Genomic DNA, 22,655 nt, shown 5'->3' on the forward strand with positions numbered 1-22,655 from the left:
CCGTCACCGAAGCATTCCCACCCATGTCAGTGACCGTCCGACTCGAAGACGAGATCGACATCTCCCGCGGCGACATGATCTGCCGCCCGCACAACACCCCGGCGGCCGCGCAGGACATCGAAGCCCTGGTCTGCTGGATGGACGAGACCCGGCCGTTGACCGTCGGCGCGAAGTACGCCATCAAGCACACCACCCGCACCGCGCGTGCGATCGTCAAGGGCCTGCAGTACCGGCTCGACGTCAACACCCTGCACCGCGACGAGACCGCCACGCAGCTAGGGCTGAACGACATCGGCCGCATCCGCCTGCGCACCACCGTCCCGCTGATGGCCGACGAATACCGCCGCAACCGCACCACCGGCGGCTTCATCATCATCGACGAGGCCACCAACCGCACCGTCGCCGCAGGCATGATCATCGAAGCCGCCTGACCTGCTCCAACGCCGAAGCCGCACCCTCCCCGTCGGGAGGGTGCGGCTTTTGGCTTACCGGAGATCGCTGTTTCGTGTCAGAAACTGCGGCCCCACCTCACGATGTGACACGAAACAGCGATCATCGTGTGGGACAGGGCGGTTGAGGTCGACGGATCCGGGTCAGTGGCCGGGTTGGCGGGTGAGCCAGGGGTCTTTGGCCAGGAGGGTGAGGGCTTTGACGGCGTCGGGTTCCTTGTCGACCGTGGTGGCGTAGCGCGGGCGGGAGTCCTGCTCGCTGCTGAAGTAGAGGATGCCCTTGATCTGCGGCTGCTGGGGTAGGGCCAGGCGCATCTCGTGCAGCCAGGCGGCTCGCTGGCCGGGGTTGCCCTGCACGACGCCGAACTCGCCGATGAGCAGCGGGCGGGGACGGTGCCGGGCCCACTCCAGCACGGGTGCCATCAGCTGGGTGAAGGTGTACATCTCAGGGCCGGAGTACACGTCGGCGCACAGCCAGTCGACCTGGTCGTCGCCCGGATAGTAGGGCTGGGCGCGGCCGTCCATGAAACCGTCGGCGTGCGGGCACCACACCCAGGCGGCGTTGTCCGCGCCGACCTCGGTGAAGATGGCGCGTACGTGCTTCCACGCGGCCACGTAGTCCTCCGGGGAGTGGACCACGTTGAACAGGTTCGGCCGGTCCATCTCCCAGCGGTAGCGCAGCAGGATCGGGGTGCGGAAGTTGCGTACGGCCTCGGCGCGCCGCCGGATCTCCTCGTCGTAGACCCCGGTCACGATCGAGCGGGTGTCGGTGCCCGCCCAGGAGATCATCAGCAGCTTGCCGCGGTGCACCAGTTCGTAGTCGTAGGTCGACGGGAAGTCGTCCTGCCACGGGTGGAACGAGTGGGCCAGCGCGAGCGGCCGGTCGACCATCTCCTCGAAGCTGTCGATCGCGTCGAGCTGGTCGCCGGTACGCCGGTTCTGCGCGTTGACGAAGGCGCCGAACCACGCGCCCGTATCGGGTACCGCGGGCCCGCGCCCGGTGGTCGTGAACGGACCGGACGCGGCCAGGGGGAGCTGCTCCAGGGTGGGGCTGGGACGAACCGCCATAGGCGGCTCCTCCTCCGGGACGACGGTCGTGCAGCCGGCAGCCGCCACTGCCAGAAGCACCATCACCAGCCCCGCAGCCGGTAATGCTCTTCTCATGGGACGAGGGTCTCCACTGGGGGTGAGGTCTGTGCCGGGGTCTTGCCACGACGCCGGAGCGCGCGCAGGCCGGCCAGTTGCAGAACGTGTCTGCAGCGCCACACTACCGCCAGATAGGCGACGGTCGCGACGAGCACCGAGGCGACCCCGACGAGCGGGTGGTCGCCGAAAAGGGCACGGGCCAGCAGGGGCAGGGCGGCGTAGCAGGCCACGGCGGCTGCCATCGCGACGAACCCGCCCCGGCAGAGGGGGGACAGTCCGTGCCGTCGCTGCAGCTGTACCAGCGGCAGCAGGTTCTTGATGAGCAGCGCCGTCGACCAGGCGATCGCGGCGCCGACGATCCCGTAGGACGGGATCAGCACGATGTTGAGGACCACGTTCACGACCAGCGCCAGCATGGTCTGGAAGAACGCGACGCCGGTATGCCCGGCCATCTCCTGGACCGTGGAGACCATGCCGCACGCGGTCGCGACGAGCATGGTCAGCGACAGCACGATCCCGACGACGCCCGCGTCGCCGCCCGCCGTGTAGCCCTGGCCGAACACCGTCATCAGCTGGCCGCCGAAGATGGCCCAGGTCAGGTAGAACGGCCAGATCAGCGCGATCAGCCAGGTGGTGGTCATCTGGTAGAGCCGGTTGGCCTCGTCGTGCTGGTTCTGCGCGAGCAGTCCGGAGAAGCGGTGCTGCACGGTCTGCCCGAGTGCCTGCCCGCCGAGCTGGCCGATGACCAGGAAGCGGGTGGCGGCGGTGTAGAGCGCGGCGTCGACCGGGCCGCGCAGCGCGGCCATCAGCACCACGTCGAGGCGCTGCAGGGCCAGCTGCGCCAGTCCGGTGCCCGCCCGGGGCGAGGCGTACCGCCAGAACCGTCCCCAGTCCTCGCGGGTCGGCGCCTCGACGGGCTGCTTGCCGGAGCGTTCGGCCTTGCGGCGCAGTTTCGCCGACCAGAGCACCGCGACGACCAGGCCCAGCGCGTACGGCAGGGACCAGGCCAGGGCCAGTGCGACGGAGCTGGTCCAGCCCGCGATCAGCACGGCGACGACGCCGAGCAGTTGCAGGCCGGGCCGCAGCACCCGCATGACCATGACGTTGGGCCGGGTGGTGCCCAGTCCACGGCCCACGGCCAGGTGTACGCCGGTGATGGTGGAGGTGGGCAGGAAGACGCCGAACACCCGGATCGCGGCGACGGTGCCCGCCGGGGCGTCCGGCAGCATGATGTCGACCAGCCACGGCGCGGCGAACCACAGCCCGACCGCGAGCACGATGCTGGCGACCACGACCGGGATCGTCGCGATCCGTACCGTGGCGCGGATCTTTCCGGTCTCCTCGCGCACCCGCTGCTGGGCGAGCAGGTAGACCACGCCGGTCTCCGCGCCGAGCAGCGCCGCCGCGGACAGGATCAGGAACACCGAGGTGAGCGTGAACAGCACCCCGGCGACGCTGGCGTCGAAGCCACGGGTGACGACCACGGTCAGCGCCAGGCCGGCGAGCGCGGAGACGCCCGCGCCGACGAGGTTGAACAGGCTGCTGCGCATGACGCGCCCGCGGTCGGCCCCGTAGGCCCCGGCGTGCGCCGGTGCGGTGACGCTCATCGCCGCCAGCTCGGCTGATGGCCGAGCCAGTCGGCCAGGCGCTGGTCGTACGGCGCGAAGTGGTCCTCCAGGCGGGCCCGCAGCTCGTCCGACATCGGCGAGCGGGGCCGGGCGTTGTGCTGGTCGTGCACGATGCCCGGCGCGTCCGGGATGCCCAGGAACTCGCACACGCCGGTGAACACGCGCGCCGGGTCGGCGAAGTAGTCGTGGCTGTCGACGACGTGCAGCCGCTCGCGGCCGACCAGCGACTCCAGGTGCAGCAGCTGGTCGATGTACTCGCCGCGGCCGAGGTGGGCGAGGTGGCGTACGGCGTGGCTGTGGTAGTTCGGGTCGGCGGCCATCTTCTCGCGCTCGCCGGCCATGCGCCCGGCTTCGAGCGCGACGGCCTGCTCGAACTTCTCGGTCTCGAAGCCGCGGGCGTACTCGTGGGCGTGGCCCGAGTAGGCGCGCTCGACCGGGTCGCGCAGCAGCACGATGAGCTTCACACCGGGCAGGTCCCGGGCGATGCGCTCGGGGGCCAGCGGGTGCCACATGTAGTACGGGCTGGCCTCGCCGGTGACCACGGGCGTGCCGAGGGCCTGCGAGGTGCGCTCGGCCTTGCTGCGGCTGACGAAGTGGCCCATGAACCAGGCGTGGCCGCGGTGGTAGTCCATGTCGAAGTAGTGCACGCCCTTGCGGAAGCGCGGCGGCAGGTAGGACGGGTGCTGCGCGAGCGCCTTGTGCAGCGACGTGGTGCCGCCGCGCTGCGTGCCGACGATCAGGAACGACGGCACCATGCGCCGGTCCGCGGTCAGCTGTCCCGCGGTCCGGGCCAGCGCGCCCGCCTTGCGCCAGACGAACTTCCGTACGCGGCTCTTGACTGCCATCAGTTCTCTCCCACCAGAGAAGCCCATCGCCCGCCGAGTCCGGCGAACGCCCCGATGATCCACTCGTCGACGCGGCCCATCGGCCGGCCGAGGTTGTCCAGACCGTCGCCGAGGTACCGGCTGCCGATCTCGACGAAGTACAGGGCGGCGACCTCGTTCGCGACCGCCGCGTCGACCCCGAGCGGGGCGAGCAGTTCCGCGGCCCGCCCGGCCACCGCCCGTGCGGCGGTCACGGGGTCGGTATGCCGTACGGCGACGGCCTCGTGCAGCTCGAAGTGCAGCGGGTCGTAGCCGACCGGCACGTCCGGCGTGAAGCGTTCGAAGTCCCACAGCAGCAGCTCGCCGTCGCGGACGGACATGTTGCCGCCGTTCCAGTCGCCGTGCCAGCAGCCGAAGCCGAGCTCGGCGTCCGCGCACGCGGCGAGCGCGCGCCGCATCAGACCCGCGGTGGGCCGCTCGCCCAGCGCGTCGACCTGCGCGGCCAGCCGGGCGGCGTACGAGCTCCCCGCGTACGTGCTCCGGGTGACGCCCTGCACCTGGGCGATCGAGCGCATCGCGGCGAGGCTCAGCGGGGTCAGCCCGTCCGGCGGGGCGTCCTGGCTGACCGGCAGCGCGCCGACCACGAGCAGGGACGCACCGGCCCAGGTGCCGAAGTGCAGCACCTCGGGGACGCGCGCGGGGGCCAGGTCACGGCCGGACAGCAGGCTCAGCGCCCGGTGCTCGGCGTCGACCAGGGTCGTGGTCAGGTCGTTGACGGCCATCTTCGCGTACGCCACGGTGTGCGCCCGGTCGTCGATGAGCTGGAGCACCGGCTTGCGGTTGGCCCGGGGCGGCCCGAAGCGCACGCTGAGCCGCACCCGCTGCCCGAGCAGGCCGCTGAGGTGCTCGGCCAGCGTCGGCTGCGCCTGCACCGCGAGCCGGTCACGGAAGACCAGGTCGCCGAGGGTGCGGCTGCCGAGCCCGGTGGAGAAGACCCCGGCGAGCACCCGCTGGCGCAGCCGGTCCTTCGCGGACCGGGGGGCGCTGGTGTGCCGGATGGCCGCACCGGCCGCGCGCCGGTCGCCGTGCGGGACGAGCAGCCGTGCCTTGCCGATGGCGGGCACGACGGTGTAGACCTCGCCGGCCGCTCCCGCGCCCCGGCCCAGGAAGACCCCGTCGGTGGCGGCGTCGACGTCATCGCCCAGGAGCCGGCCGAGCTCGGTGAGGAACTCCCCGCTCACTTCGCCGCCTCGCGGCCGGTCGTGGTCAGGGTCCGCGCGCGGCTCATGTGTACACCCGGTTCGTCTCGTTGCGCCAGAGCAGGGCCAGCGGAACCATCATGATCACCAGCGTCATGCCGGTGGAGTTGTAGATCGTGGCGAACCAGATCGCCAGCGGGGCGGTGACCCCGGCGGCGATGCCGAGCCACGAATGGTCGCGACGGAACCGCCAGCCATACCAGGCGAAGAACAGCAGGTAGAGACCCGCGCCGACGAAGCCCTGCGTGATCAGCAGCATCCAGAGCTGGCCGTCGCTGCCGATGTCGCGGTTGCCGCACTGCTCGCAGGACGGGCTCTGGCCGATCGCGATGGACCGCTCGCTGCCGATCGTCTCCGACTGGCCGCCGAACCCGATGATCGGCGACGCCTTCGCGGCCTCCACCGCGGCGGCGTTGAGCGACGCCCGGCCCTCGTTGGAGTGCGGGTTGTCCATGCGCGCCGTGATCGTGCTGCCCAGCGGGGTTGCCAGCACCAGCAGCCCGGCCAGGGCCACGGCGACGAGCACCCCGGCCACCGGCATGATGCTGCCGCGGATCGCCATCCGGACGACCAGGTAGGCCAGGATGATGCCCAGGCCCGCCCAGGTGCCGCGGTTCAGCGAGTACACGATCGGGACCATCGCGGCGGCCAGCACGAGCGCGGGCCAGATCTTGCTCCACAGGGTCTTCGCATCGTGGTACGTGGCCAGGATGAACCAGGGCAGCAGCACCGCGATGCACTGGCCCCAGGCGTTGGTGTACTGGAACGGCGCGGCCGGGCGGGGCGACGGCGACTCGCCGACGATGCTCTGCCACTGCGCGAACTCGATGCGCACCGACGAGCGGACCCAGCCGTTGGCCATCAGCGACTTCGGCATCACCTCGGCCAGCGGCGTCGTCACCGCGATGCGCGGCAGCAGCACACCCGCGATGCCGCCGACGACGAGCACCACGAAGAAGTAGGCCAGGAACTTGACGACACGCTTGGTCGGCAGCTCCTTCTCGGAGAGGTTGCCGACGTAGAGCAGCACCACGATCGCGGCGGCCATGTCCATCAGGCGGCGTACGAACGCCAGGATGCGCCCGAGGCCCATCTCCACCGGCAGCGCGTTCGGCACGGTGGCGTCCAGCATGACGACGCCGACCAGGCCCAGGAAGCACAGCAGCAGCCAGGCGAAGACCGGGGAGGGCATCCGCACCCGGCGACGCCGGAGCAGCTCCAGCGCCATCGGGATCGCCAGCAGCGGCACCCAGGCCAGGGTCAGGCCGAGCAGCCAGCCGACCGGGTACAGCACGATCATCGCGAACAGCGCCCACTCACGGACCGGGATCGGCTCGTGCGCGCCCCGGCGGTGCAGCACCGCCGCCAGCGGCGGCAGCGCCCTGGCGTGCTCGGGGACGGCCACCACCGCGCGGACGCCCGCGCCCGTGGCGGCGGCCTCCCCCGGCGTGCGGCGGGCGGGGGTGGTCACGAGACGGTCACCTTCGCGGTGGAGGGCAGCAGCAGGATCCAGCTCGGGCCCGGCGACAGCCGCACCACGGACTGCTCGGGACCGAGCAGGTTGAGCGCGGAGAAGAAGCCCTCCTTGGCCCACGTCGCCTTGGCGCCCTGGCCCGCTCCGAAGACCTGGGCCGCGCCCTTGCCGACCGGGTCGGCCATCAGCACCTCACGGTCCAGCGCCTTGACGTCCTTCTTGTTGAAGGGCGTGGTCAGCAGGATCAGGTTGGCCGCGGCGACGGGCACCCCGCCGAGCGTGGTCTGCCAGCGCCGGGTGGTCGCGTCGAACTTCCAGGTGACCGCCGTGTGTCCGGCGGCCGCGACGACGATCGTGGTGGCCGGGGTGCTGCCCGTGGCGACGGGCTCGGCGGGCTGGCCGAACTGGAACAGCGAAGCCAGCAGCTTCTGCTGCGCGGGAGCGGTCGCCTGCAGCGTGCCCGTGTTGACGTAGACGCGCCCGGAGACGGTGGTGAACCCGGTCTTCTTGGCCGGGGTGACCGCCGCCAGCTTCGACAGCGTGAGCAGGTCGAGCCAGCCCTTCGGGGTGCCGTTGTGCACCATGTACGGCTGGAGCTGGTTGAGCAGCTTGATCTCGGCGGGGCGTACGGCCGCCACCGGGCCGACCTTGTCCGCGGGGGTGGACTGGTACACCGCAGCCACCCGCAGCAGCTTGCCCTCGGCGAACTCCAGCTCGACGACGTCGGCCTTGTCCAGCCCGACCGGCGCCGCCGCGCCCGTGCCGATCTCGATGGGCACGATGACGGCGCGCTTGGCCTTGGTCGCCTCCTCGGTCTCCAGCCCGGTCAGCGGCGCGCGTGGGCGCACCGCGTCCGGCGACGGCAGCGTGAACGGCGACTGCTCGACGGGAGCCACCGGCGGCGGCTTGGTGGCGGGGCCGACCCCGCAGCCGGAGGTGAACGCGGCGGCGGCCAGCACGGCCGCCGCACCCAGGCGAAGTGACCGGCTCATCGCAGATCGGCGGAGGTGGTCTGGTCGGAGGAGGAGTTGCGCTTGCTGTTGGCCTTCTTGGCCACGGTGTCGGAGCCCGGGGCCCAGAACTCGATCCGGTCGCCGTCCTCGCCGACCCGCGGGATGACCATCGTCTGGTCGAAGTCGCGGCCGGCTCGCGGCAGCTCCGACACCGGCACCGTCGGGGCTTCGGCGACGGGGACCGCGGCGACCTTGCGCTTGAAGTTGCGGGCGACCCGCGGGCTGCGGACGACCAGCAGGCCGGCCAGCGGGCCCTGGACGCGGGCGACCTGCTCGACCGACTCCTCGACGTCGTCGGCACGGGCGACCCGGGTCTCGACGACCAGCAGGACGGACGCGGCGATCTCGCTGAGCGCCTGGGCGTCGACGGCCCGGCTCGGCGGCGCGGTGGCCAGCAGCACCCGGTCGGCCTGCTGCTGCAGCTGCGCCAGCAGGTCGGAGACGGTGGCGACCGGCAGCTCGACCCGCGGGTCGAGGCGGCCCGCGCCCAGCAGCGAGACGCCGCGGATCGCGGGCACCGCGTAGAGCGCGTTGTCGAGGGTGACGTCACCGGCGATGACGTCGCCGAGCCCGCGCGACGGGCTCACGCCCAGCAGGTCGGGCAGGTGCGAGGTGGAGTCGGTGCACACGATAACGACGCGCTCGCCGGAGCGGGCGAACGCCGCGGCGAGGTTGGCGACCACGAACTCCACCGCCGGGCCGGGTGCCGCGCCGCAGATCAGCAGCGCGTCGGTGGCCGAGGGGCGACCGCCCCGGGCCGCCCCGGCAGCGACCCGCAGCACGTTGCGCAAGAGGCTGAACTCGCGGCCCAGCGCACTGGCCGCGTCGGCGACCGCCGCTCCGCGGCCCCGCTGCACCTCCATGAGCACCGGCACGTCGTTGCGGTACGGGATCTGACGGCTGTGGTAGATCCGGGAGTCCATCCGGTCCAGCACCAGCGCGCCCGCCAGGCCCAGCAGCAGGCCGATGGCCACGCCGCTGACCAGGTAGAGCATCATGTCGGGCTTGGCCGGGGAGGTGGGCTTGGTCGCCGCGGACAGGATGTTGCCCGGCTTGACGGTGGTCGCCAGCAGCGGGATCAGGCGCGAGTTCAGGGTGTTGATCTGCGCGGTGAGGATCTGCTGCTTCTGTACGGCCTTCTGCCGGTCCGCCGAATTGGCGGCCAGGCCGACCAGCTGCGCGGCGACCTCGTCGAGCTGCTTGGTGAGCCCGGCGATCTCGTCGCGCATGGCGGCGCCCTGCACGTCGACGTTCTTCTGCGCCTCGGCGGCGCGCTGGTCCAGGTAGGCCTGGGCGAAGGCCTGCGAGCCGCGCTGCGCCTCGGCCACCGTGGGCGCGTCGAAGGTGATCGACAGCACCGACGTGTTCGCGGGCACGGTCACGGTGACCCGGGAGACCAGCTCCTCGACCGGAGTGTCCGTGTTGATGAGGTTCTTGGCCGCGCTGCCGACCGTCGTGGAGCGCACCACCTGCGACTCGGTGTCGAGGTTCACCTTGACCGTGGTGTCCTGGCCGACCTGCATCACGAGAACCTTGGTCTCGGACACGTAGACCTTGGGCTGGGTCGCCGCGACCCCGAGCCCGCCGATCGCACCGATCGCCACCGCGAGCGCCACCAGCCACCAGCGGCGGGCCAGCCAGCCGACGTAATCGCCTACGCTCGCCGTCGGCACCGAGGCCGCATTCGTAGCCATTGATTCCCCTTGTTTACAAACCCATGAACACAGGACCGACGACCGGCGCGGCGCAGGTGAAGACGCCCTGGGTAGACGGTCCTCACCCTAGCCATCGCCGCCTGGCACGCGTTCAGCCAAACGGCCACTTCTGTGTCAGACCGGAGTTATTGGACGCCACGATCGCATCGGCGGGCTCAAGAGTATGACGCCCAGACCTGCCGTTCGGTCAGATCACATGCACTGTCAGGCTACCGACAATCGTCCGCGCGGAAATGTTAAATCGTGTCGCTAGGCTGCGGGTCGTCGACAGGAGAGGAACCGAGGTGGGCGAACCGAATCGTGCACGTCATGTCATGCTGGTCGGCTCGTCGGGCGGACATCTCGCCCAATTGTACGCGCTGCGTCCATGGTGGACAGATCGTTTCCGCACCTGGGTGACGTTCCCCACGCAGGACGCGCACAGCCTGCTCGACGGGGAGAACGTGGTCTACGCGCACTACCCGACCACCCGAAACATCCCGAATCTGCTACGTAACGCACTGCTCGCGGTGAAGATGCTGCGCAGCACGCGGCCCGACGTGGTGATCTCGACCGGGGCCGGTGTCGCGCTGCCGTTCTTCGTGGTCGCCCGGCTGCTGCGGATACCCACTGTTTACGTGGAGGTCTACGACCGGCTGGAGACGCGCACCCTGACGGCGCGGCTGTGCGCGCCGTTCACCTCGCGCATGCTGGTGCAGTTCGAGGAGCAGCTCCGGCTGTACAAGGGCGCGAAGCTGGTAGGGCCGCTGCTGTGACGACCACCTCCCCCGGCGCACCGATCCAGCGCACCGCGCTGTCCGTGCCCTCACCTCGCCGCCCCGAACGCGACGCCGTCCTGGTCGTGGTCGGCACCGACGTGCACTCCTTCGACCGGCTGCTGGACTGGGCCGACCGCTGGTCCACCGCGACCGGCGTGCCCTGCGTCATGCAGTACGGCTCGTCGACGCCGCGCGAACTGCCCGGTTCGGCCGCGTTCTTCGACCACGAGACCCTCAACGAGCGGCTGCGCCAGGCCGCGGTCGTCGTCTGCCACGGCGGCCCGGCCACCATCACCGAGGCCCGCCGGGCCGGGCACAAGCCGATCGTGGTGCCCCGCGATCCGGCGCTGCACGAGCACGTCGACGACCACCAGCAGCGCTTCGCCGCCCGGATGGGCAGCCTGGGAATGGTCGAGCTGTGCCGCACCGAGGCGGAGTTCCGCGCCGCGCTCGACGCCGCGCTGGCCGAGCCCACCCTGCTGCGCATCTCCGGCAGCGAGGCGGGCGCCGCGGCGACCGCCGCCGCACTGCGGGTGGGCGAGATCGCCGACGGCCTGGTCGTGCGCACTCCGCGCCCGACACCGTCCGATGAGGTCACCGTGCTGTTCATCGGTGGCTGGGGCCGCAGCGGCTCCACGCTGACCGACCGCATCCTGGGCCAGGCCGGCGACGTGTGCGCGGTCGGTGAGGTGACTCACATCTGGGAGCGCGCGCTGCGCGACAACGAGCGCTGCGGGTGCGGCAGCGCCTTCGCCGACTGCCCGTTCTGGGCGAAGGTGGGCGATCTGGCGTTCGGCGGATGGGACAAACTGGACCTGAATGCCGCGATGGCGCTCAAGCACCGGGTCGACCGGATGCGGTTCGTGCTGAGGATGGGCCTGCCGTTCTTCCTCAACCGCCGCAAGAGGGACCTGCGGGCGTACGGCGAGCTGCACCGCAGGATCTACCGGGCGGTGGCCGACGTCTCCGGCGCGAGCGTCGTCGTCGACTCCAGCAAGCACGCCTCGCTGGCCTTCGCGCTGCGCCACGCCCGCGGCATCGACCTGCGGGTGCTGCACCTGGTGCGGGACGGCCGCGCGGTGGCGTACTCGTGGAGCCGTGAGGTGCGCCGGCCGGAGATCGTGGGTGCCGAGGTGCTCATGCCGCAGTACTCGGCGGTGAAGTCGGGCGTGCTGTGGTCGGCGCACAACGCGCTGTTCCACCTGCTCGACTGGGTGCGCACGCCGACCCTGCGGCTGCGCTACGAGGACGTGGTGGCCCGGCCCGCCGACGGCCTGCGCCGTATCCGCGCGTTCGCGGGGCTCGGTCCCGGCGGCGGCGAGTGCCTGACGCAGCCCGCGGCCGGGCTGCCAGTGGCCCGGCTGGAGACGACCCACACCGTCGCGGGCAACCCGATGCGCTTCACCAACGGCGAGCTGGAACTGCGGCTCGACGCCGCCTGGCGCGGCAAGCTCGCGCCCCGCAAGCGCCGCATCCTCAGCGTGATGACGTGGTTCGGCCGCGCACGCTACGGCTACCTGGACTGGAGAAGGAAATGACCGCGAGCGTCTCGGTGGTCGTGCCCACCCGCAACCGCCCGGAGCTGCTGCGCAAGGCGATCGACGCGATCCTGGGCCAGGACTATCCGGGCCCGGTCGAGGTCGTCGTCGTGTACGACCAGAGCGAGCCCGACTTCTCCCTGTGCGCCGACGACCCGCGCCGCCGCGTGCGGGTCATCACCAACGAGCGCACCCAGGGCCTCGCGGGCGGCCGCAACACCGGCATCCTGGCCACGGCGGCCGACCTGGTGGCGTTCTGTGACGACGACGACGAGTGGCTGCCCGGCAAGCTGGCGGCCCAGGTCGCCATGCTCGACGCCCACCCGGCGTCCGAGCTGTGCTCCATCGGCGTCGTCATCGACTACGACGGCAAGGACGTGGACCGCACGCTGGACCGTCCCCTGGTGACGCTGCCCGAGCTGCTGCGCTCGCGGCTGACCGAGCTGCACCCGTCGACGTTCCTGTTCCGCCGCCCGGCACTGGTCGACGGGATCGGCCTGGTCGACGAGAACATCCCCGGCAGTTACGCCGAGGACTACGAGCTGCTGCTGCGGGTGGCCCGGCGGGCGCCGATCGCCAACGCGCCCGGCGTGGGCGTACGGGTGCGCTGGCACCGGCAATCGTACTTCACCGCGCGCTGGGGCACCATCGCCGAGGCGCTGGAGTGGCTGCTGGAGCGCTACCCGGAGTTCGAGGGCGCGCCGCGCGGGCACGCCCGGATCACCGGGCAGATCGCGTTCGCGCAGGCCGCGGGCGGGCACCGCAAGGACGCGATGCGCTGGGTGAAGAAGACCATCCGGCACAGCCCGCGCGAGGCGCGCTCGTACCTGGCGCTGGCGGTGGCCACCCGGCTGGTGTCGGCCGACACCGTGCTGCGCCGCCTGCACCAGCGCGGCCGCGGCATCTGACACGCACCGCTCGAACACGCGGAAGGGGCGGGATCCGCGGATCCCGCCCCTTCTCCATGCGCTATCTCACGCGTCGCAGAACGACCGCCACGCCTTCTGGCTGGGCCCGTCCAGCAGCCGCCAGTCGGCCCGGGTGAAGTCGACGTCGAAGTACGTCACCCACAGCGCACCACCCCTGATGGAGGCGTTGGCCGCGTCGGTCAGCCAGGCGGCCCGGCCGTTGCCGGAGCTGTCCCCGGGCAGGATGGCCGTGCCGAGCTCGGCGATGCCCCACGGCTTGCCCTCGGCCTTGGAGATGTTGGCCACCCGGTTCACCATGGTCGCGGCGTCGGGATACTTCGGGTTGGTGAAGTTGAAGTTGTAGACGTCCCAGCCGAGCACGTCGATGACGTCGCTGCCCGCGTAGTAGTCCTTCCACTTGCGCCCGGACTGCGGGAACACGCTCCAGTCCATCAGCACCAGCGTCGCGTGCAGCTTCGGGTTGCCGGCCGCGTCGGCCAGCCCGGCGATCCTGCGCCAGGCCGCCCGGTAGTCGGCCGCGGTGAACACGCCGGACTCGATGTTGTCCTCGGGCTCGTGGTAGTAGACCCAGTAGACGTCCCGGTCGCGGGGCGCCTGGGCGAACCAGTTGCGCAGGTACGCGTCGCGGGACCCGCTGAGGATCTCCTTGGGGTTGTACTTGAAGGAGACCACGACCGTCCGGCCCACCTTGCCGGCGTTGCCCGGCCAGGCCGAGGGAGCGCCCGTGTAGAACGTCCGGAACGCCTCCAGGCCGCCGTACAGCCCGTCGACCCGGCCGATGCCCTGGGTGTACGACTCGCCGCTCTTGGGGATGAAGCCGACGCCGCACAGCGTGCGCCCGGCCGGGATGTTGCCCGGCGGGTTGGGCTGGCCGGGGGTGACCGAAGCCGAGGGGTCCACCGACGGCGAGGCCGACGCACCCGGCGAGACGGTGCCGGACGGGTGTGGCTTGCCACTGCCGTCGCCGCGCTGGTGGCCGTCCAGCGTCTCGGTGTCCTGGATCTCGATGAACGTCACCGCCAGCGCCGGCGCGCCAGCGCCGTGCTCGCCCGCGAACAGCGTCAGCGTCTCGCTGTCGCTGGCGTTGGTCACCGCGAACGAGTAGAGGGCAGGTCCGTTGCCCGTTGTGGGAGTCGCGGCGCTGACGTCGAAGCTGACCAGGTTGGTCGCCGAGACCGTCGGCTCGCCGCCGAGCACCTCGCCGAGGCCGGGCCGGGTGGCGTACGACAGTTCCTTCTCCGACCAGTCGCTGGTGAGCACCGAGCGGACCTGCAGCGACGCCGGGGGTTTGGCGTCGGCCTGCAGTTGCAGCGACATGGACTGGACCCGGAAACCGGACGGTGCCGTGACCTGGAACTTCAGGTACGTCACCGCGTAATAGTCCGGGCGGGCCACGGACACCAGGGTGTCCCGGCCACCGAACACCGTGTCCGGCTCCTCGCGCACGACGTAACCGTCCTCACCCACGGGGATGCGCTGGGAGGTGGTCTCGGGCGGGCCGTCCTTGGCGAACACGATCGCCACACCGATCAGTGCCACACCGAGGCAGGCGGCGACGACCGCGGCCACGATCAAACGGCCACGGGACGGCGGCCAGAAGCCGCGTCGTCGTAATCGAGGGTCCAAACGTTCTGGCGGTGCGAAGCGGGTGCTCCGCGCGGGGTAGGCCACAGTCAGACTCCGAGCAGGTTCACGCGGCCCATGCCGCGATCTCTGTATTGGCTCATGGCAGCCGTATGCGGCGCCGTCGCGAACAAGCATTGTCCGCTACGACGCCGCACATCTCACTGCCGATCCTGATCACATTTCTCGTGATCGGCGATCGGAGGTATCCCGATCACTTTGCCGGCAATGGAAAGAATGCGATCCTTCCATGGAACTCGCCATGAACTGTATCCGTATCGCTGGCAATCCACAGTCCTGCGGTGGTGGGGTAGATGTCCTCGGTGCCGACGCCTCGATCTTTTCCAGGGTTCCAGGTGAAGGCTTTGCCGGTCACCGGATTGATCGCGCCGAGGCCCTCGGCGGGCACGGCGCCGGGACCGGCGCTGTCCGAGCCGTTCGGGTTGTCCAGCCAGCGCTGGTGACCGCCGACGTAGACGGCCGCTCCGGCCACCGCGACCGACAGCAGGGTGTCGCCGCCGGTGTAGTTGGCCCACACCGGCTGCTTGTTGGCGACCTGGCTGACCAGGTCCCAGCGGGCGGCGGTGTCGCACAGCGAGCCGGTGCGCTTGGCGCCGGTGGTGACGGCGACGAACCAGGTCCCGTCGGCGGAGATCTCGACGGCGCGCATGTACGTCGGGAACGAGTTCGAGCACTGCTGCTGGTAGCGGGTCGTCGTCCAAGCCGTCAGCGTGGCCGGGGACGTGGCCAGGCTGACCACCGCGATCTGGTGCCGGGTCTGGCCCGCGACGCTGCTGAAGTTGCCCATGATGACCAGCTTCGAACCGTCGGGGGTGACGTCCATGCCGGTCACCTTCACCGCCGAGGTGGCCCCGGAAGCGGTGGTGCGCGCGCCGTCCAGGTTCAGGTTGACCGAGGCGTCGGCCGCTCCGGTGGCCGCGTTCACCGCGGCCAGGCCGCGCCGGCTCGCCCCGCCGACGGTCTGGAAGCGGCCGCCGAGCAGCAGCCGGTTGCCGGTGAGCTTCAGCTCGTCGACGCCGCCGTTGATCTCCGGCACGGTGAAGCCGGACACCGAGGCGCCGGTCGTGGCGCTGATCCGCTCGACGCCGCGGGAGCGTACGCCGTTGACGTTGGTGAAGTCGCCGCCGATGTAGAGCGACTGGCCGTCGGGTGCCGCGACCAGGGTGCGGACCGTGCCGTCGACCACCGGCTTGAACGTGGTGTCGATGGCGCCGGTGGTGGCGTTGAAGGCGAACAGGCGGCGCTGCGTGGTCACGGTCGACGAGTTCGACGGCCGGATCTGGGTGAACGAGCCGCCGACGTAGATCCGGCTGCCGATGGCCAGGATCTTGAAGGCCGTGCCGTCGAGCGCGTGCGGCGTCCAGTTCACCGGATCCTGCCCGACCAGCCCCGCGTGCTGCACCGATACGGCCGAGGCGGAGGCGCCGATGGCGACGGCGGCAGCGGTGGCCGCCGTGGTCAGCGCAACGAGCACCGAGCGCCGCCTACTGCGACGCGCGATCGAGAACCCATACATACGTCCGGATGCTGCCACGAATCGGCGGGAAAGCCTGTCGGGCAGATGACCACGGGAATGCCGGTTTATCGCTTGCGTGAATACCACTTCACGTACTATTACGGGTCTATTGTCGACAATTAGGCCGAAGTATTCGGCACACTTTAGCCGTTCAGCCCGTATCCGGCAACGCCCTGTCCCGCAAAGCACGACGGACCGGTCACCCGAAGGTGACCGGTCCGCCTTTCCTACTCGGGTCGATCTCAGCCGCGGAGGAACGCGCCCGGGGTCACCCAGCTCACCGAGTCGATCGCCGGACCGCTGACCGCGGTCGCGGCACCGACGAAGTAGGTGCCGTCGAACTGCCGCTTGACCAGCCGGCCGTCCGTGCGGGACCAGTACACGTAGCCACCGGACAGGAACAGCGTGCCGGAGTTCGCGGCCAGCCACTCCAGCGAGGTGCTGGTGCCGGTGCCGTTCTGCTGCCAGCGCTGCGCGCCGATGACGCCGCTGTCCGGGCTGAAGTAGCGCCAGAACAGCGTGTTGTACCCGGTCATCACGTAGTAGAGCCGACCGTTGCTGTAGAACATGCTCCGGATGTTCGGCAGCTCCGTGTAGAACGCGGTCTTCTTGCCGTTGTACGTCATGACCGTGCCCTGGCGCTCATCCACCAGCACACCGTCCCAGCGCGGGTCGGAGTGCGGGTTGTGCAGGATGGCCGGACCGAAGTTGACGCCGTCGAAGGACCGCTTGTACATGTTGCTGTCCGACATGCCGTAGTACAGCGTGTTGTCGACCAGGAACGCGCCGCGCAGGTTGGCCCACACGGTGCCGTCCACGCCGCCGACAGCGGTGAGGGCGCCGGCCGCGGTGCCGTTGAACGAGCGCTTGGCGACACCGGAGCCGGTGCCGGCGCTGGTGCGCACGATCTCGATCGCGTCCACCGCGGGGTTGAGCAGCCCGTGGATGAACTCGATGTTGACCGTCCCGTCACTGGTGACCGGGAACTTCAGGGTGTGCGCGACCTTGTACCCGACCTGGGCGACCGTGTCGTAGTTGTCGGCACGGAGCACACCGTCGATCTTGATGTCGAACACGCGCTGACCCGCCGCGCTGTAGTTCCAGTCCCGCGACACGAAGGAGAGGCGGACCTCCACCTGGGTGCCCGCCGCGACCGGGAAGTTCCACATCATCTCCGGCGCGGCCGACGGGTCGAACCGCCGGTCGTCGAAGACGGCGAGCGGAGTCGTCGCCGGAACCGACGCGTGCGTGGTGAACGTGTTCGACACGATGGTGTTGGGGTTGCTGCCCGAGTTGCGGTACACGCTGGTCGCCGCGGTGTCCGCCGCCCACACGAGGTCGCCGTCGGTCGCCGCCAGCTCCGGGCCGCCCGCGTTGACGCGGTACAGCACGTCGTTGGCCGGCACCGAGACGCTGTTGTTCGGGAAGAACACCTCGGTGGGCAGGTCGCCGACGACCCCGGCCGGCGGCGTGGTGCCGCCCGCGAGCGGGAAGTAGGCGATCTTGCCGCGCATGTGCTCATAGTTGCCGATGTAGTCGGTGTCCGAGCCCACGTAGAGGCCGTCCTCGGTGGCGTACAGCGCCGAGGTGCCGACACCACGCGGGTTGCGGCCCGGGTTCCACGACATCGGGATGCCGTTGCGCGGCTCCAGCGCCGCCAGCCCCGGCCGGGTGACCGCGCCCTGGCCGGCCGCGTCCTTGACGTCGGGGTTGTTCATCCAACGCTGGTGACCGCCGACGTACACGGCCGTACCGGTGACGGCCACCGACAGCAGCGTGTCGCCGCCGGTGGAGGCGACCCAGGTCGGCTGCAGGCTCGTGCCGGTGGCGCTGAACTCCCACCGGGAGGCCGCGTCACACAGCGAGCCGGCGACGAATCCGCCGGTGCTGACGACCACGAAGTAGCTGCCGTCCGGCGCGATGTCCACGTCGCGGACCCACTTGTCGAAGACGCCGTAGGAGCAGGCATCGTCGAACCGGTTGGTGTGCCAGTTGCGGATCGCCGCCGCGGCACCGGTCAGGTCCAGCGTCACGACCTGGTCGTAGTCGCCGCCGTTGGCCTGCTTGAAGTTGCCGAGCACGACGGCCTTCGTGCCGTCCGGCGTGATGTCGAGCTCGGTCGCACCGACCGCCGAGGAGGCGCCGGTGCCGCTGCCGGGGTAGTTGTGGTGCCCGGTCAGCGAGATGTTCACGAACGGGTCGAACGCTCCTGTGGTCGCGTTCACCGTCGCCAGGCCGTTGCGGACGTTGCCGGCGGCCGTGGTGAAGAAGCCGCCGACCAGGACCCGGTCACCGAACTGCTTGATCGAGTTCACCGCGCCGTTGAAGGCCGCCGCCTTGAACGACTGCACCACCGAGCCGTCGGTGGTGTCGAGCAGGACAAGCCTGCTCCAGCCGCCCGCCAGCACCCCGGTGAAGCGGCCGCCGACGAAGATCGTGCCGGGCTGGCTGCCCGGCTGCAGCGACAGCACCTCGTCGTTGATGTTCGGCGCGAACGTCGGGTCGACCAGACCCGTCGTCGCGTCGAACGCGAACAGGAACGGCTTGTTGTGCACCGTTCCCGTGCCTCGGTCGGTGACCCCGGTGAAGGTGCCGCCGACGAAGACCTTGTTGTCGACCTTGACGATCGCGTTGACCGTCCCGTCGTTGATGTTCGGCGTCGCGGTCGACGGGACCGCGGACACCACCCGGTCGTGCGGCGGTTGCACCGCCGACGCCGGACCGACGCCCAAGAGCAGAGCGGCGCAGACAGCCGCCGTCCCTGCCACCGTGGTGCGACCTAGCCTTCGCACAGTTGTTTTCTCCCGCCCAACCAAAGGAAGTCGGGCCCGGTAGACACCGGTGCCCGAACGCGATAAGCCGCAGCTGACGCTAACCCTGAAGCTTCGGCGAGTCTCCTGCTCACGGCAAGAGGAAGCCAGGCAATGTGGCTGATCGGACAATCAATCAACACCCAAGTCGAGTGGATGTTGTATCTTCCGCGTCCGCAGCTCGGCTGGCCGTGACACCGGCGAGGCGGATCAGCCGCTCTTCGTGTCGACAGTGCGACATCGGCGCCCGAGGGTCGTCGATCCGATCACGACCATGATGTCGATGACTCCCGCGAAGTCTAATTCGGACTTGGCATCCCGCCAAGTCGTCACCTTCTGGCTGGTCAGAGCACTGACCGCGGAACACCGGAGGGCCCAGGCCGCTCAGAGTGGATGCGCGGCCAGGAGGGACTCGGCGATGAGGAGGTCGAGTGGTCGAGTGATCTTGAGAGCCAGGTCGCTGCCGGGGACGCAGTGCACCTGGTGCCCCAGCCGCTCGACCATGCCGGCGTCGTCGGTGTGCTCGTCCACGGCGTGCTCGTGGGCGCGCACGAGCGTGACGCGCCGGAAGCCTTGGGGAGTCTGGATCACCCGCAGCGGAGCCCGGTCGACGGTCTCCAGGACGCACTCGCCGGTGTCCACCCGCTTGATCGTGTCGACCACGGGCAGCGCGGGCACGACCGCCTCGCGGCCGGACCGGACTGCCGCGGCGACCGCCTCGACCAGCTCGGCCGGGGCCAGCGCGCGGGCCGCGTCGTGCACCAGCACGACCTCGATCGTCTCGGGCACGGCGGCCAGGGCCGCGGCCACCGACAGCTGCCGGGTGGCTCCGCCCGGCACCACGGTCGCTGCGGGGACCATCGCCCGGACGGCTTCGACCTCGGCGGGCGGCGCGGCGATGACGATCATCGCGACCGACGGGGCCTGGGCGAGGCGGCGGCACGCGTGCACCAGCAGCGGCTCGCCGGCCAGCTCACGCAGCGCCTTCGGGGTTCCGCCGCCGAGCCGCAGGCCCATGCCCGCTGCGGGAACGAGAACCGCGACGTCCTTGCGCCGATGGGGCGCAGGAACGTCGCGGCTATCGATATCAGATGACACTGTCGTTGTGCGGGTCACGCCTCGGCTAGCACCTTGTCCAAGAGAACCTCGGCTCCGTCCTTGGTGCTCTTCTCGGCGAGCGCGACCTCGCCGACGAGGATGTCCCGAGCCTTGGCGAGCATCCGCTTCTCCCCCGCCGACAGACCACGCTCACGCTCACGACGCCAGAGGTCACGCACGACCTCCGCCACCTTGAGCGGGTTACCCGAGGCAAGCTTCTCGAGATTCGCCTTGTATCGCCGCGACCAGTTGGTCGGCTCCTCGGTGTGCGGGGCGCGGAGGACGTCGAAAACCTTGGACAGGCCCTCTTCGCCAACCACCTCACGCACGCCGACGATCTCGGCGTTCTCGGCGGGCACCCGCACCGTCAGGTCGCCTTGAGCGACCCGAAGGACGAGGTAAAGCTTCTCCTCGCCCTTGATGGTGCGGGTCTCGATAGCCTCGATGAGTGCGGCCCCGTGGTGGGGGTAGACAACGGTCTCGCCGACACTGAAATCCATAGGTACGAAACCCCTTTCGCTGTGTCTAGGGTAACACGGGCGTGCCGCGCAGTCCCAGCCCGTCTTGCACAGTTAGCGCAGCTCACCCCCGTTGTGAGGCGTATTTCTTCTGCTTGACACGGCTCAGCAGCGCTTCTTCCGCTACTCTCGGTGACCTTTTCTGCACTCATTGGCATCTGTAGGCCCCGATGTCCGCATCGCGAACCGACCTCAATCTCCTTCGACGCGCCACTAGCGTGAGGCTGTACGACGCGGGACAGTAGAGAGACGCGGTGCTTCAACGCGCGAGGAGCCGGCGATGGGCACGCTGGGCAACGGCCTTCCGGACCTCCCGCCCGAGTGGGGAGAGGTCGTCATTCCCGATGACCCCGCTGAGCTGGCCGAAGAGGCTGAGCGGATCCGGGACGAACTGCGAGCCGAAGCCAGGGCCGCGCGACGGGCGGCCTGGCGGGCCCGCTGGCGACGGCGGCTGCACCTGCCCGAACGCATCGACGATCCTGATCAGCCTTCGCTCGTGCTGCCGCTGGTCGTGCTCGGCATCGCGGTGGTGATCACTCTGCTGAGCCTGCTGCTCATCGCCTGGCCCGGCCTGACCCGGTCGACCCCGGACGCACCACAGCCCGGCCCGCCCGTCCGCCCGGCCGTGTCCACCCCCGCCACCTCCGCCCACGCCCACGCCCTCGCCCCCGCCGTGATCGTCACGCCCGCCTGGCCGTCGCCCGGGGGCGGTGACGCGCGACACTGATCGGATGTCACCGCTGGGCCTGCTGCGCGCCTGCCACCCGTTGCCCGCCCTCGCCGTCACCGTGTTCGGTGGATTGCTCGCCGTCGGCATGGGCCACACCGCAGGCGGCGTCGCCGCGGTCATGGCCACGGTGGCGCTCAGCCAGTTGTCCGTCGGCTGGGCCAACGACGCGATCGACGCCGCGCGCGACGCAGCCGTGGGGCGGGCCGACAAGCCGCTGGCCGGGGACCCGGCGGGTCGGCGTACCGTCGCCGTCGCGGCCGGGGTGGCCGCCGCCGCGACCTTCGCCGCCTGCGTGTGGTGGGGCTGGCCGGCCGGGGCCTGGTTCGCGGTCGCCGTGCTCTCCGCCCACCTGTACAACTGGCCGCTCAAGGCGACCGCCTGGTCGATCGTGCCCTACCTGGTGTCGTTCGCCGCGCTGGTGATCTTCGTGAGCACCGCGCTGCCCGGCGCGCCCGCCCCGCCCGGCTGGCTGATCGCCGCGGCGGCGCTGCTGGCGGGCGCCGCACACCTGCTCAACGCGGTGCCCGACCTGGCCGACGACGCGGCCACCGGCATCCGCGGCCTGCCCCAGCGGCTGGGCGCCCGGCGCAGCCTCGCCGCGGCCTCCGGGCTGCTACTGGCCGCGACGCTCACCCTGCTGGCCGGAGCCCGGCCGCCGCTGTGGGCCGGGGCCGCCGCGCTGCTCACGGCCGCCGTCCTGATAACCATCGGCTGGTACGCGGCACCGCGCACCGCCTTCCGTGCACTGCTCGCCGTAGCCGCCGTGGACCTGGCTCTGCTGGTGCTCAGCGGCGCGCTGTGATCAGCGGCGGGTCGCCTGCGGGGCCTCGATCGCCGGACACTACGCTGGGCCCGTGACTCGCTCGATCACCATGCTCCTGGCCGGCGGTGCCGCCGCCGCTGCCCTGGCCCTGACCGGCTGCAGCGCCGGCATGAACTCGCAGACCGCCGACCAGGTGGCGGCCGTGCCCGGCTACAGTCTGACCGCTCCCGGCCCCAACGGGGGCAGTGTCGCGCTCCGCGACGCGATGCTCGCCTACGCCGGCCCGACCGGATACGCGAAGGGCGCGATCGCTCCCCTGCAGCTGCGCATCTTCAACGACACCGAGCAGCCCATCACGCTCGACAAGTTCGAGTCCAATGACGCGACCGGCGTCAAGCTGGCCTCGGCTGCCGACCTGAAGGCGAGCCCGAGCCCGGCCGCCGCGTCGCCGAGCCCCTCGGTGGCCGCGTCGCCGAAGACCTCCGGCAGCCCGTCCCCGAAGGCCTCCGGCAGCCCGTCGCCCGACGCGGCGACCAGCCCGGAGCCCTCGGCCAGCCCGGCCGCCGCTGCCCCCGCGAAGCTGACCATCCCGGCCGCCGGTTACCTCGACCTGACCCCGGGCAGTGGCCAGTTCCTCGCCCTGACCGGGCTCAAGGACGCGGTCCCCAACGGCGAGGGCGTGCACCTGAAGCTGACCTTCTCCAACGGCGTGGTCCTGGAGACCCTGCCGGGCACCGTGGTGCCGCTCGCACCGCCGCTGAGCCCGCAGCCGCGCCTGCCCGCGACCGCGCCGCCGACCCGCGCCGGCACCGAGGGCGAAGGCCACTGACACACCCACGGGGT

General features: G+C 70.9%; 19 protein-coding genes. 7 read left to right on the plus strand and 12 right to left on the minus strand.

From position 1 onward, the window contains the following. A partial coding sequence (locus tag HAV40_RS34130) for an elongation factor 1-alpha C-terminal domain-related protein (RefSeq protein WP_420837241.1) occupies positions 1–431 on the plus strand: 431 nt, incomplete at its 5' end. A 162-nt stretch (positions 432–593) separates the two neighbouring features. Here HAV40_RS34130 and HAV40_RS34135 read toward each other — a convergent pair. The 7 genes from HAV40_RS34135 to HAV40_RS34165 form a co-directional block, all read right to left on the minus strand. Next, entirely contained in the window at positions 594–1,517 is a 924-nt protein-coding gene (locus HAV40_RS34135; protein ID WP_166388427.1) for a glycoside hydrolase family 26 protein, read from the minus strand. Between the two features lie 92 nt (positions 1,518–1,609). Then, positions 1,610–3,202, minus strand: coding sequence for a lipopolysaccharide biosynthesis protein (locus tag HAV40_RS34140; protein WP_166388428.1), 1,593 nt, complete (start codon positions 3,200–3,202; stop codon positions 1,610–1,612). Beyond that, positions 3,199–4,068 (minus strand): sulfotransferase family protein, encoded by an 870-nt coding sequence (locus tag HAV40_RS34145; RefSeq protein ID WP_203671243.1) that lies wholly within the window; start codon positions 4,066–4,068, stop codon positions 3,199–3,201. The genes HAV40_RS34140 and HAV40_RS34145 overlap by 4 nt, the downstream gene beginning before the upstream one ends. Further along, positions 4,068–5,288 (minus strand): protein kinase family protein, encoded by a 1,221-nt coding sequence (locus tag HAV40_RS34150; protein ID WP_166388430.1) that lies wholly within the window; start codon positions 5,286–5,288, stop codon positions 4,068–4,070. The genes HAV40_RS34145 and HAV40_RS34150 overlap by 1 nt, the downstream gene beginning before the upstream one ends. A 43-nt stretch (positions 5,289–5,331) precedes the next feature. Then, complete coding sequence (locus HAV40_RS34155; RefSeq protein WP_166388431.1) at positions 5,332–6,777, minus strand: O-antigen ligase family protein; 1,446 nt, start codon at positions 6,775–6,777, stop codon at positions 5,332–5,334. Then, positions 6,774–7,772 (minus strand): DUF3048 domain-containing protein, encoded by a 999-nt coding sequence (locus HAV40_RS34160; protein WP_166388432.1) that lies wholly within the window; start codon positions 7,770–7,772, stop codon positions 6,774–6,776. Before HAV40_RS34160 ends, HAV40_RS34155 begins: the two co-directional genes overlap by 4 nt. Next, positions 7,769–9,487, minus strand: a complete 1,719-nt coding sequence (locus HAV40_RS34165; protein WP_166388433.1) for a Wzz/FepE/Etk N-terminal domain-containing protein — start codon at positions 9,485–9,487, stop codon at positions 7,769–7,771. Before HAV40_RS34165 ends, HAV40_RS34160 begins: the two co-directional genes overlap by 4 nt. Before the next feature lie 335 nt (positions 9,488–9,822). On the opposite strand from HAV40_RS34165, the gene HAV40_RS34170 reads away from it, so the two are divergent. Genes HAV40_RS34170 through HAV40_RS34185 form a run of 3 tightly spaced genes read left to right on the plus strand, consistent with a single transcriptional unit; the run spans position 9,823 to position 12,712 of the window. After that, positions 9,823–10,263, plus strand: a complete 441-nt coding sequence (locus tag HAV40_RS34170) for a glycosyltransferase family protein (protein WP_239086184.1) — start codon at positions 9,823–9,825, stop codon at positions 10,261–10,263. After that, positions 10,260–11,804, plus strand: coding sequence for a glycosyltransferase (locus HAV40_RS38750; RefSeq protein WP_239086174.1), 1,545 nt, complete (start codon positions 10,260–10,262; stop codon positions 11,802–11,804). Before HAV40_RS34170 ends, HAV40_RS38750 begins: the two co-directional genes overlap by 4 nt. Next, positions 11,801–12,712 carry a glycosyltransferase family 2 protein gene (locus HAV40_RS34185; protein ID WP_166388435.1) on the plus strand — a complete coding sequence of 304 codons (912 nt, stop codon included), beginning with the start codon at positions 11,801–11,803 and terminating at the stop codon, positions 12,710–12,712. The genes HAV40_RS38750 and HAV40_RS34185 overlap by 4 nt, the downstream gene beginning before the upstream one ends. Positions 12,713–12,778: 66 nt before the next feature. Here the strand turns inward: HAV40_RS34185 and HAV40_RS34190 are convergent, their stop codons facing one another. From HAV40_RS34190 to HAV40_RS34210, 5 genes are all read right to left on the minus strand, one after another. Then, the gene (locus HAV40_RS34190) at positions 12,779–14,302 is read right to left on the minus strand and encodes a CBM96 family carbohydrate-binding protein (RefSeq protein WP_239086182.1); all 1,524 of its coding nucleotides are present in this window, start codon (positions 14,300–14,302) and stop codon (positions 12,779–12,781) included. Positions 14,303–14,570: 268 nt separating this feature from the next. Continuing rightward, positions 14,571–15,851, minus strand: a complete 1,281-nt coding sequence (locus HAV40_RS34195) for a hypothetical protein (protein WP_239086173.1) — start codon at positions 15,849–15,851, stop codon at positions 14,571–14,573. 284 nt (positions 15,852–16,135) lie between these two features. After that, complete coding sequence (locus HAV40_RS34200) at positions 16,136–18,601, minus strand: malectin domain-containing carbohydrate-binding protein (RefSeq protein ID WP_166388437.1); 2,466 nt, start codon at positions 18,599–18,601, stop codon at positions 16,136–16,138. 486 nt (positions 18,602–19,087) lie between these two features. After that, entirely contained in the window at positions 19,088–19,789 is a 702-nt protein-coding gene (ispD, locus tag HAV40_RS34205) for a 2-C-methyl-D-erythritol 4-phosphate cytidylyltransferase (RefSeq protein WP_275413471.1), read from the minus strand. 26 nt (positions 19,790–19,815) lie between these two features. Then, entirely contained in the window at positions 19,816–20,301 is a 486-nt protein-coding gene (locus HAV40_RS34210; RefSeq protein ID WP_120317389.1) for a CarD family transcriptional regulator, read from the minus strand. 298 nt (positions 20,302–20,599) lie between these two features. Between HAV40_RS34210 and HAV40_RS34215 the strand changes: the two genes are divergently transcribed. The 3 genes from HAV40_RS34215 to HAV40_RS34225 are packed head-to-tail and all read left to right on the plus strand — an operon-like array spanning position 20,600 to position 22,641. Continuing rightward, positions 20,600–21,046: a hypothetical protein gene (locus tag HAV40_RS34215; RefSeq protein ID WP_166388439.1), complete on the plus strand. Its 447-nt coding sequence runs from the start codon at positions 20,600–20,602 to the stop codon at positions 21,044–21,046. A gap of 4 nt (positions 21,047–21,050) precedes the next feature. Next, the gene (locus tag HAV40_RS34220; RefSeq protein WP_166388440.1) at positions 21,051–21,851 is read left to right on the plus strand and encodes a UbiA family prenyltransferase; all 801 of its coding nucleotides are present in this window, start codon (positions 21,051–21,053) and stop codon (positions 21,849–21,851) included. A gap of 52 nt (positions 21,852–21,903) precedes the next feature. Then, positions 21,904–22,641, plus strand: a complete 738-nt coding sequence (locus tag HAV40_RS34225; RefSeq protein WP_166388441.1) for a copper chaperone PCu(A)C — start codon at positions 21,904–21,906, stop codon at positions 22,639–22,641. Positions 22,642–22,655: the final 14 nt, after the last annotated feature.

The organism is Catellatospora methionotrophica (assembly GCF_011297335.1).
In the GTDB taxonomy this organism is placed as follows: domain Bacteria; phylum Actinomycetota; class Actinomycetes; order Mycobacteriales; family Micromonosporaceae; genus Catellatospora; species Catellatospora methionotrophica.

Coding starts and splice junctions, on each gene's coding strand:
- HAV40_RS34210 (WP_120317389.1), bottom strand. CDS start 20,301: ATGGATTTCAGTGTCGGCGAGACCGTTGTCTACCCCCACCACGGGGCC.
- HAV40_RS34215 (WP_166388439.1), top strand. CDS start 20,600: ATGGGCACGCTGGGCAACGGCCTTCCGGACCTCCCGCCCGAGTGGGGA.
- HAV40_RS34135 (WP_166388427.1), bottom strand. CDS start 1,517: ATGGCGGTTCGTCCCAGCCCCACCCTGGAGCAGCTCCCCCTGGCCGCG.
- HAV40_RS34160 (WP_166388432.1), bottom strand. CDS start 7,772: ATGAGCCGGTCACTTCGCCTGGGTGCGGCGGCCGTGCTGGCCGCCGCC.
- HAV40_RS34140 (WP_166388428.1), bottom strand. CDS start 3,202: ATGAGCGTCACCGCACCGGCGCACGCCGGGGCCTACGGGGCCGACCGC.
- HAV40_RS34170 (WP_239086184.1), top strand. CDS start 9,823: ATGCTGGTCGGCTCGTCGGGCGGACATCTCGCCCAATTGTACGCGCTG.
- HAV40_RS34185 (WP_166388435.1), top strand. CDS start 11,801: ATGACCGCGAGCGTCTCGGTGGTCGTGCCCACCCGCAACCGCCCGGAG.
- HAV40_RS34165 (WP_166388433.1), bottom strand. CDS start 9,487: ATGGCTACGAATGCGGCCTCGGTGCCGACGGCGAGCGTAGGCGATTAC.
- HAV40_RS34145 (WP_203671243.1), bottom strand. CDS start 4,068: ATGGCAGTCAAGAGCCGCGTACGGAAGTTCGTCTGGCGCAAGGCGGGC.
- HAV40_RS34220 (WP_166388440.1), top strand. CDS start 21,051: ATGTCACCGCTGGGCCTGCTGCGCGCCTGCCACCCGTTGCCCGCCCTC.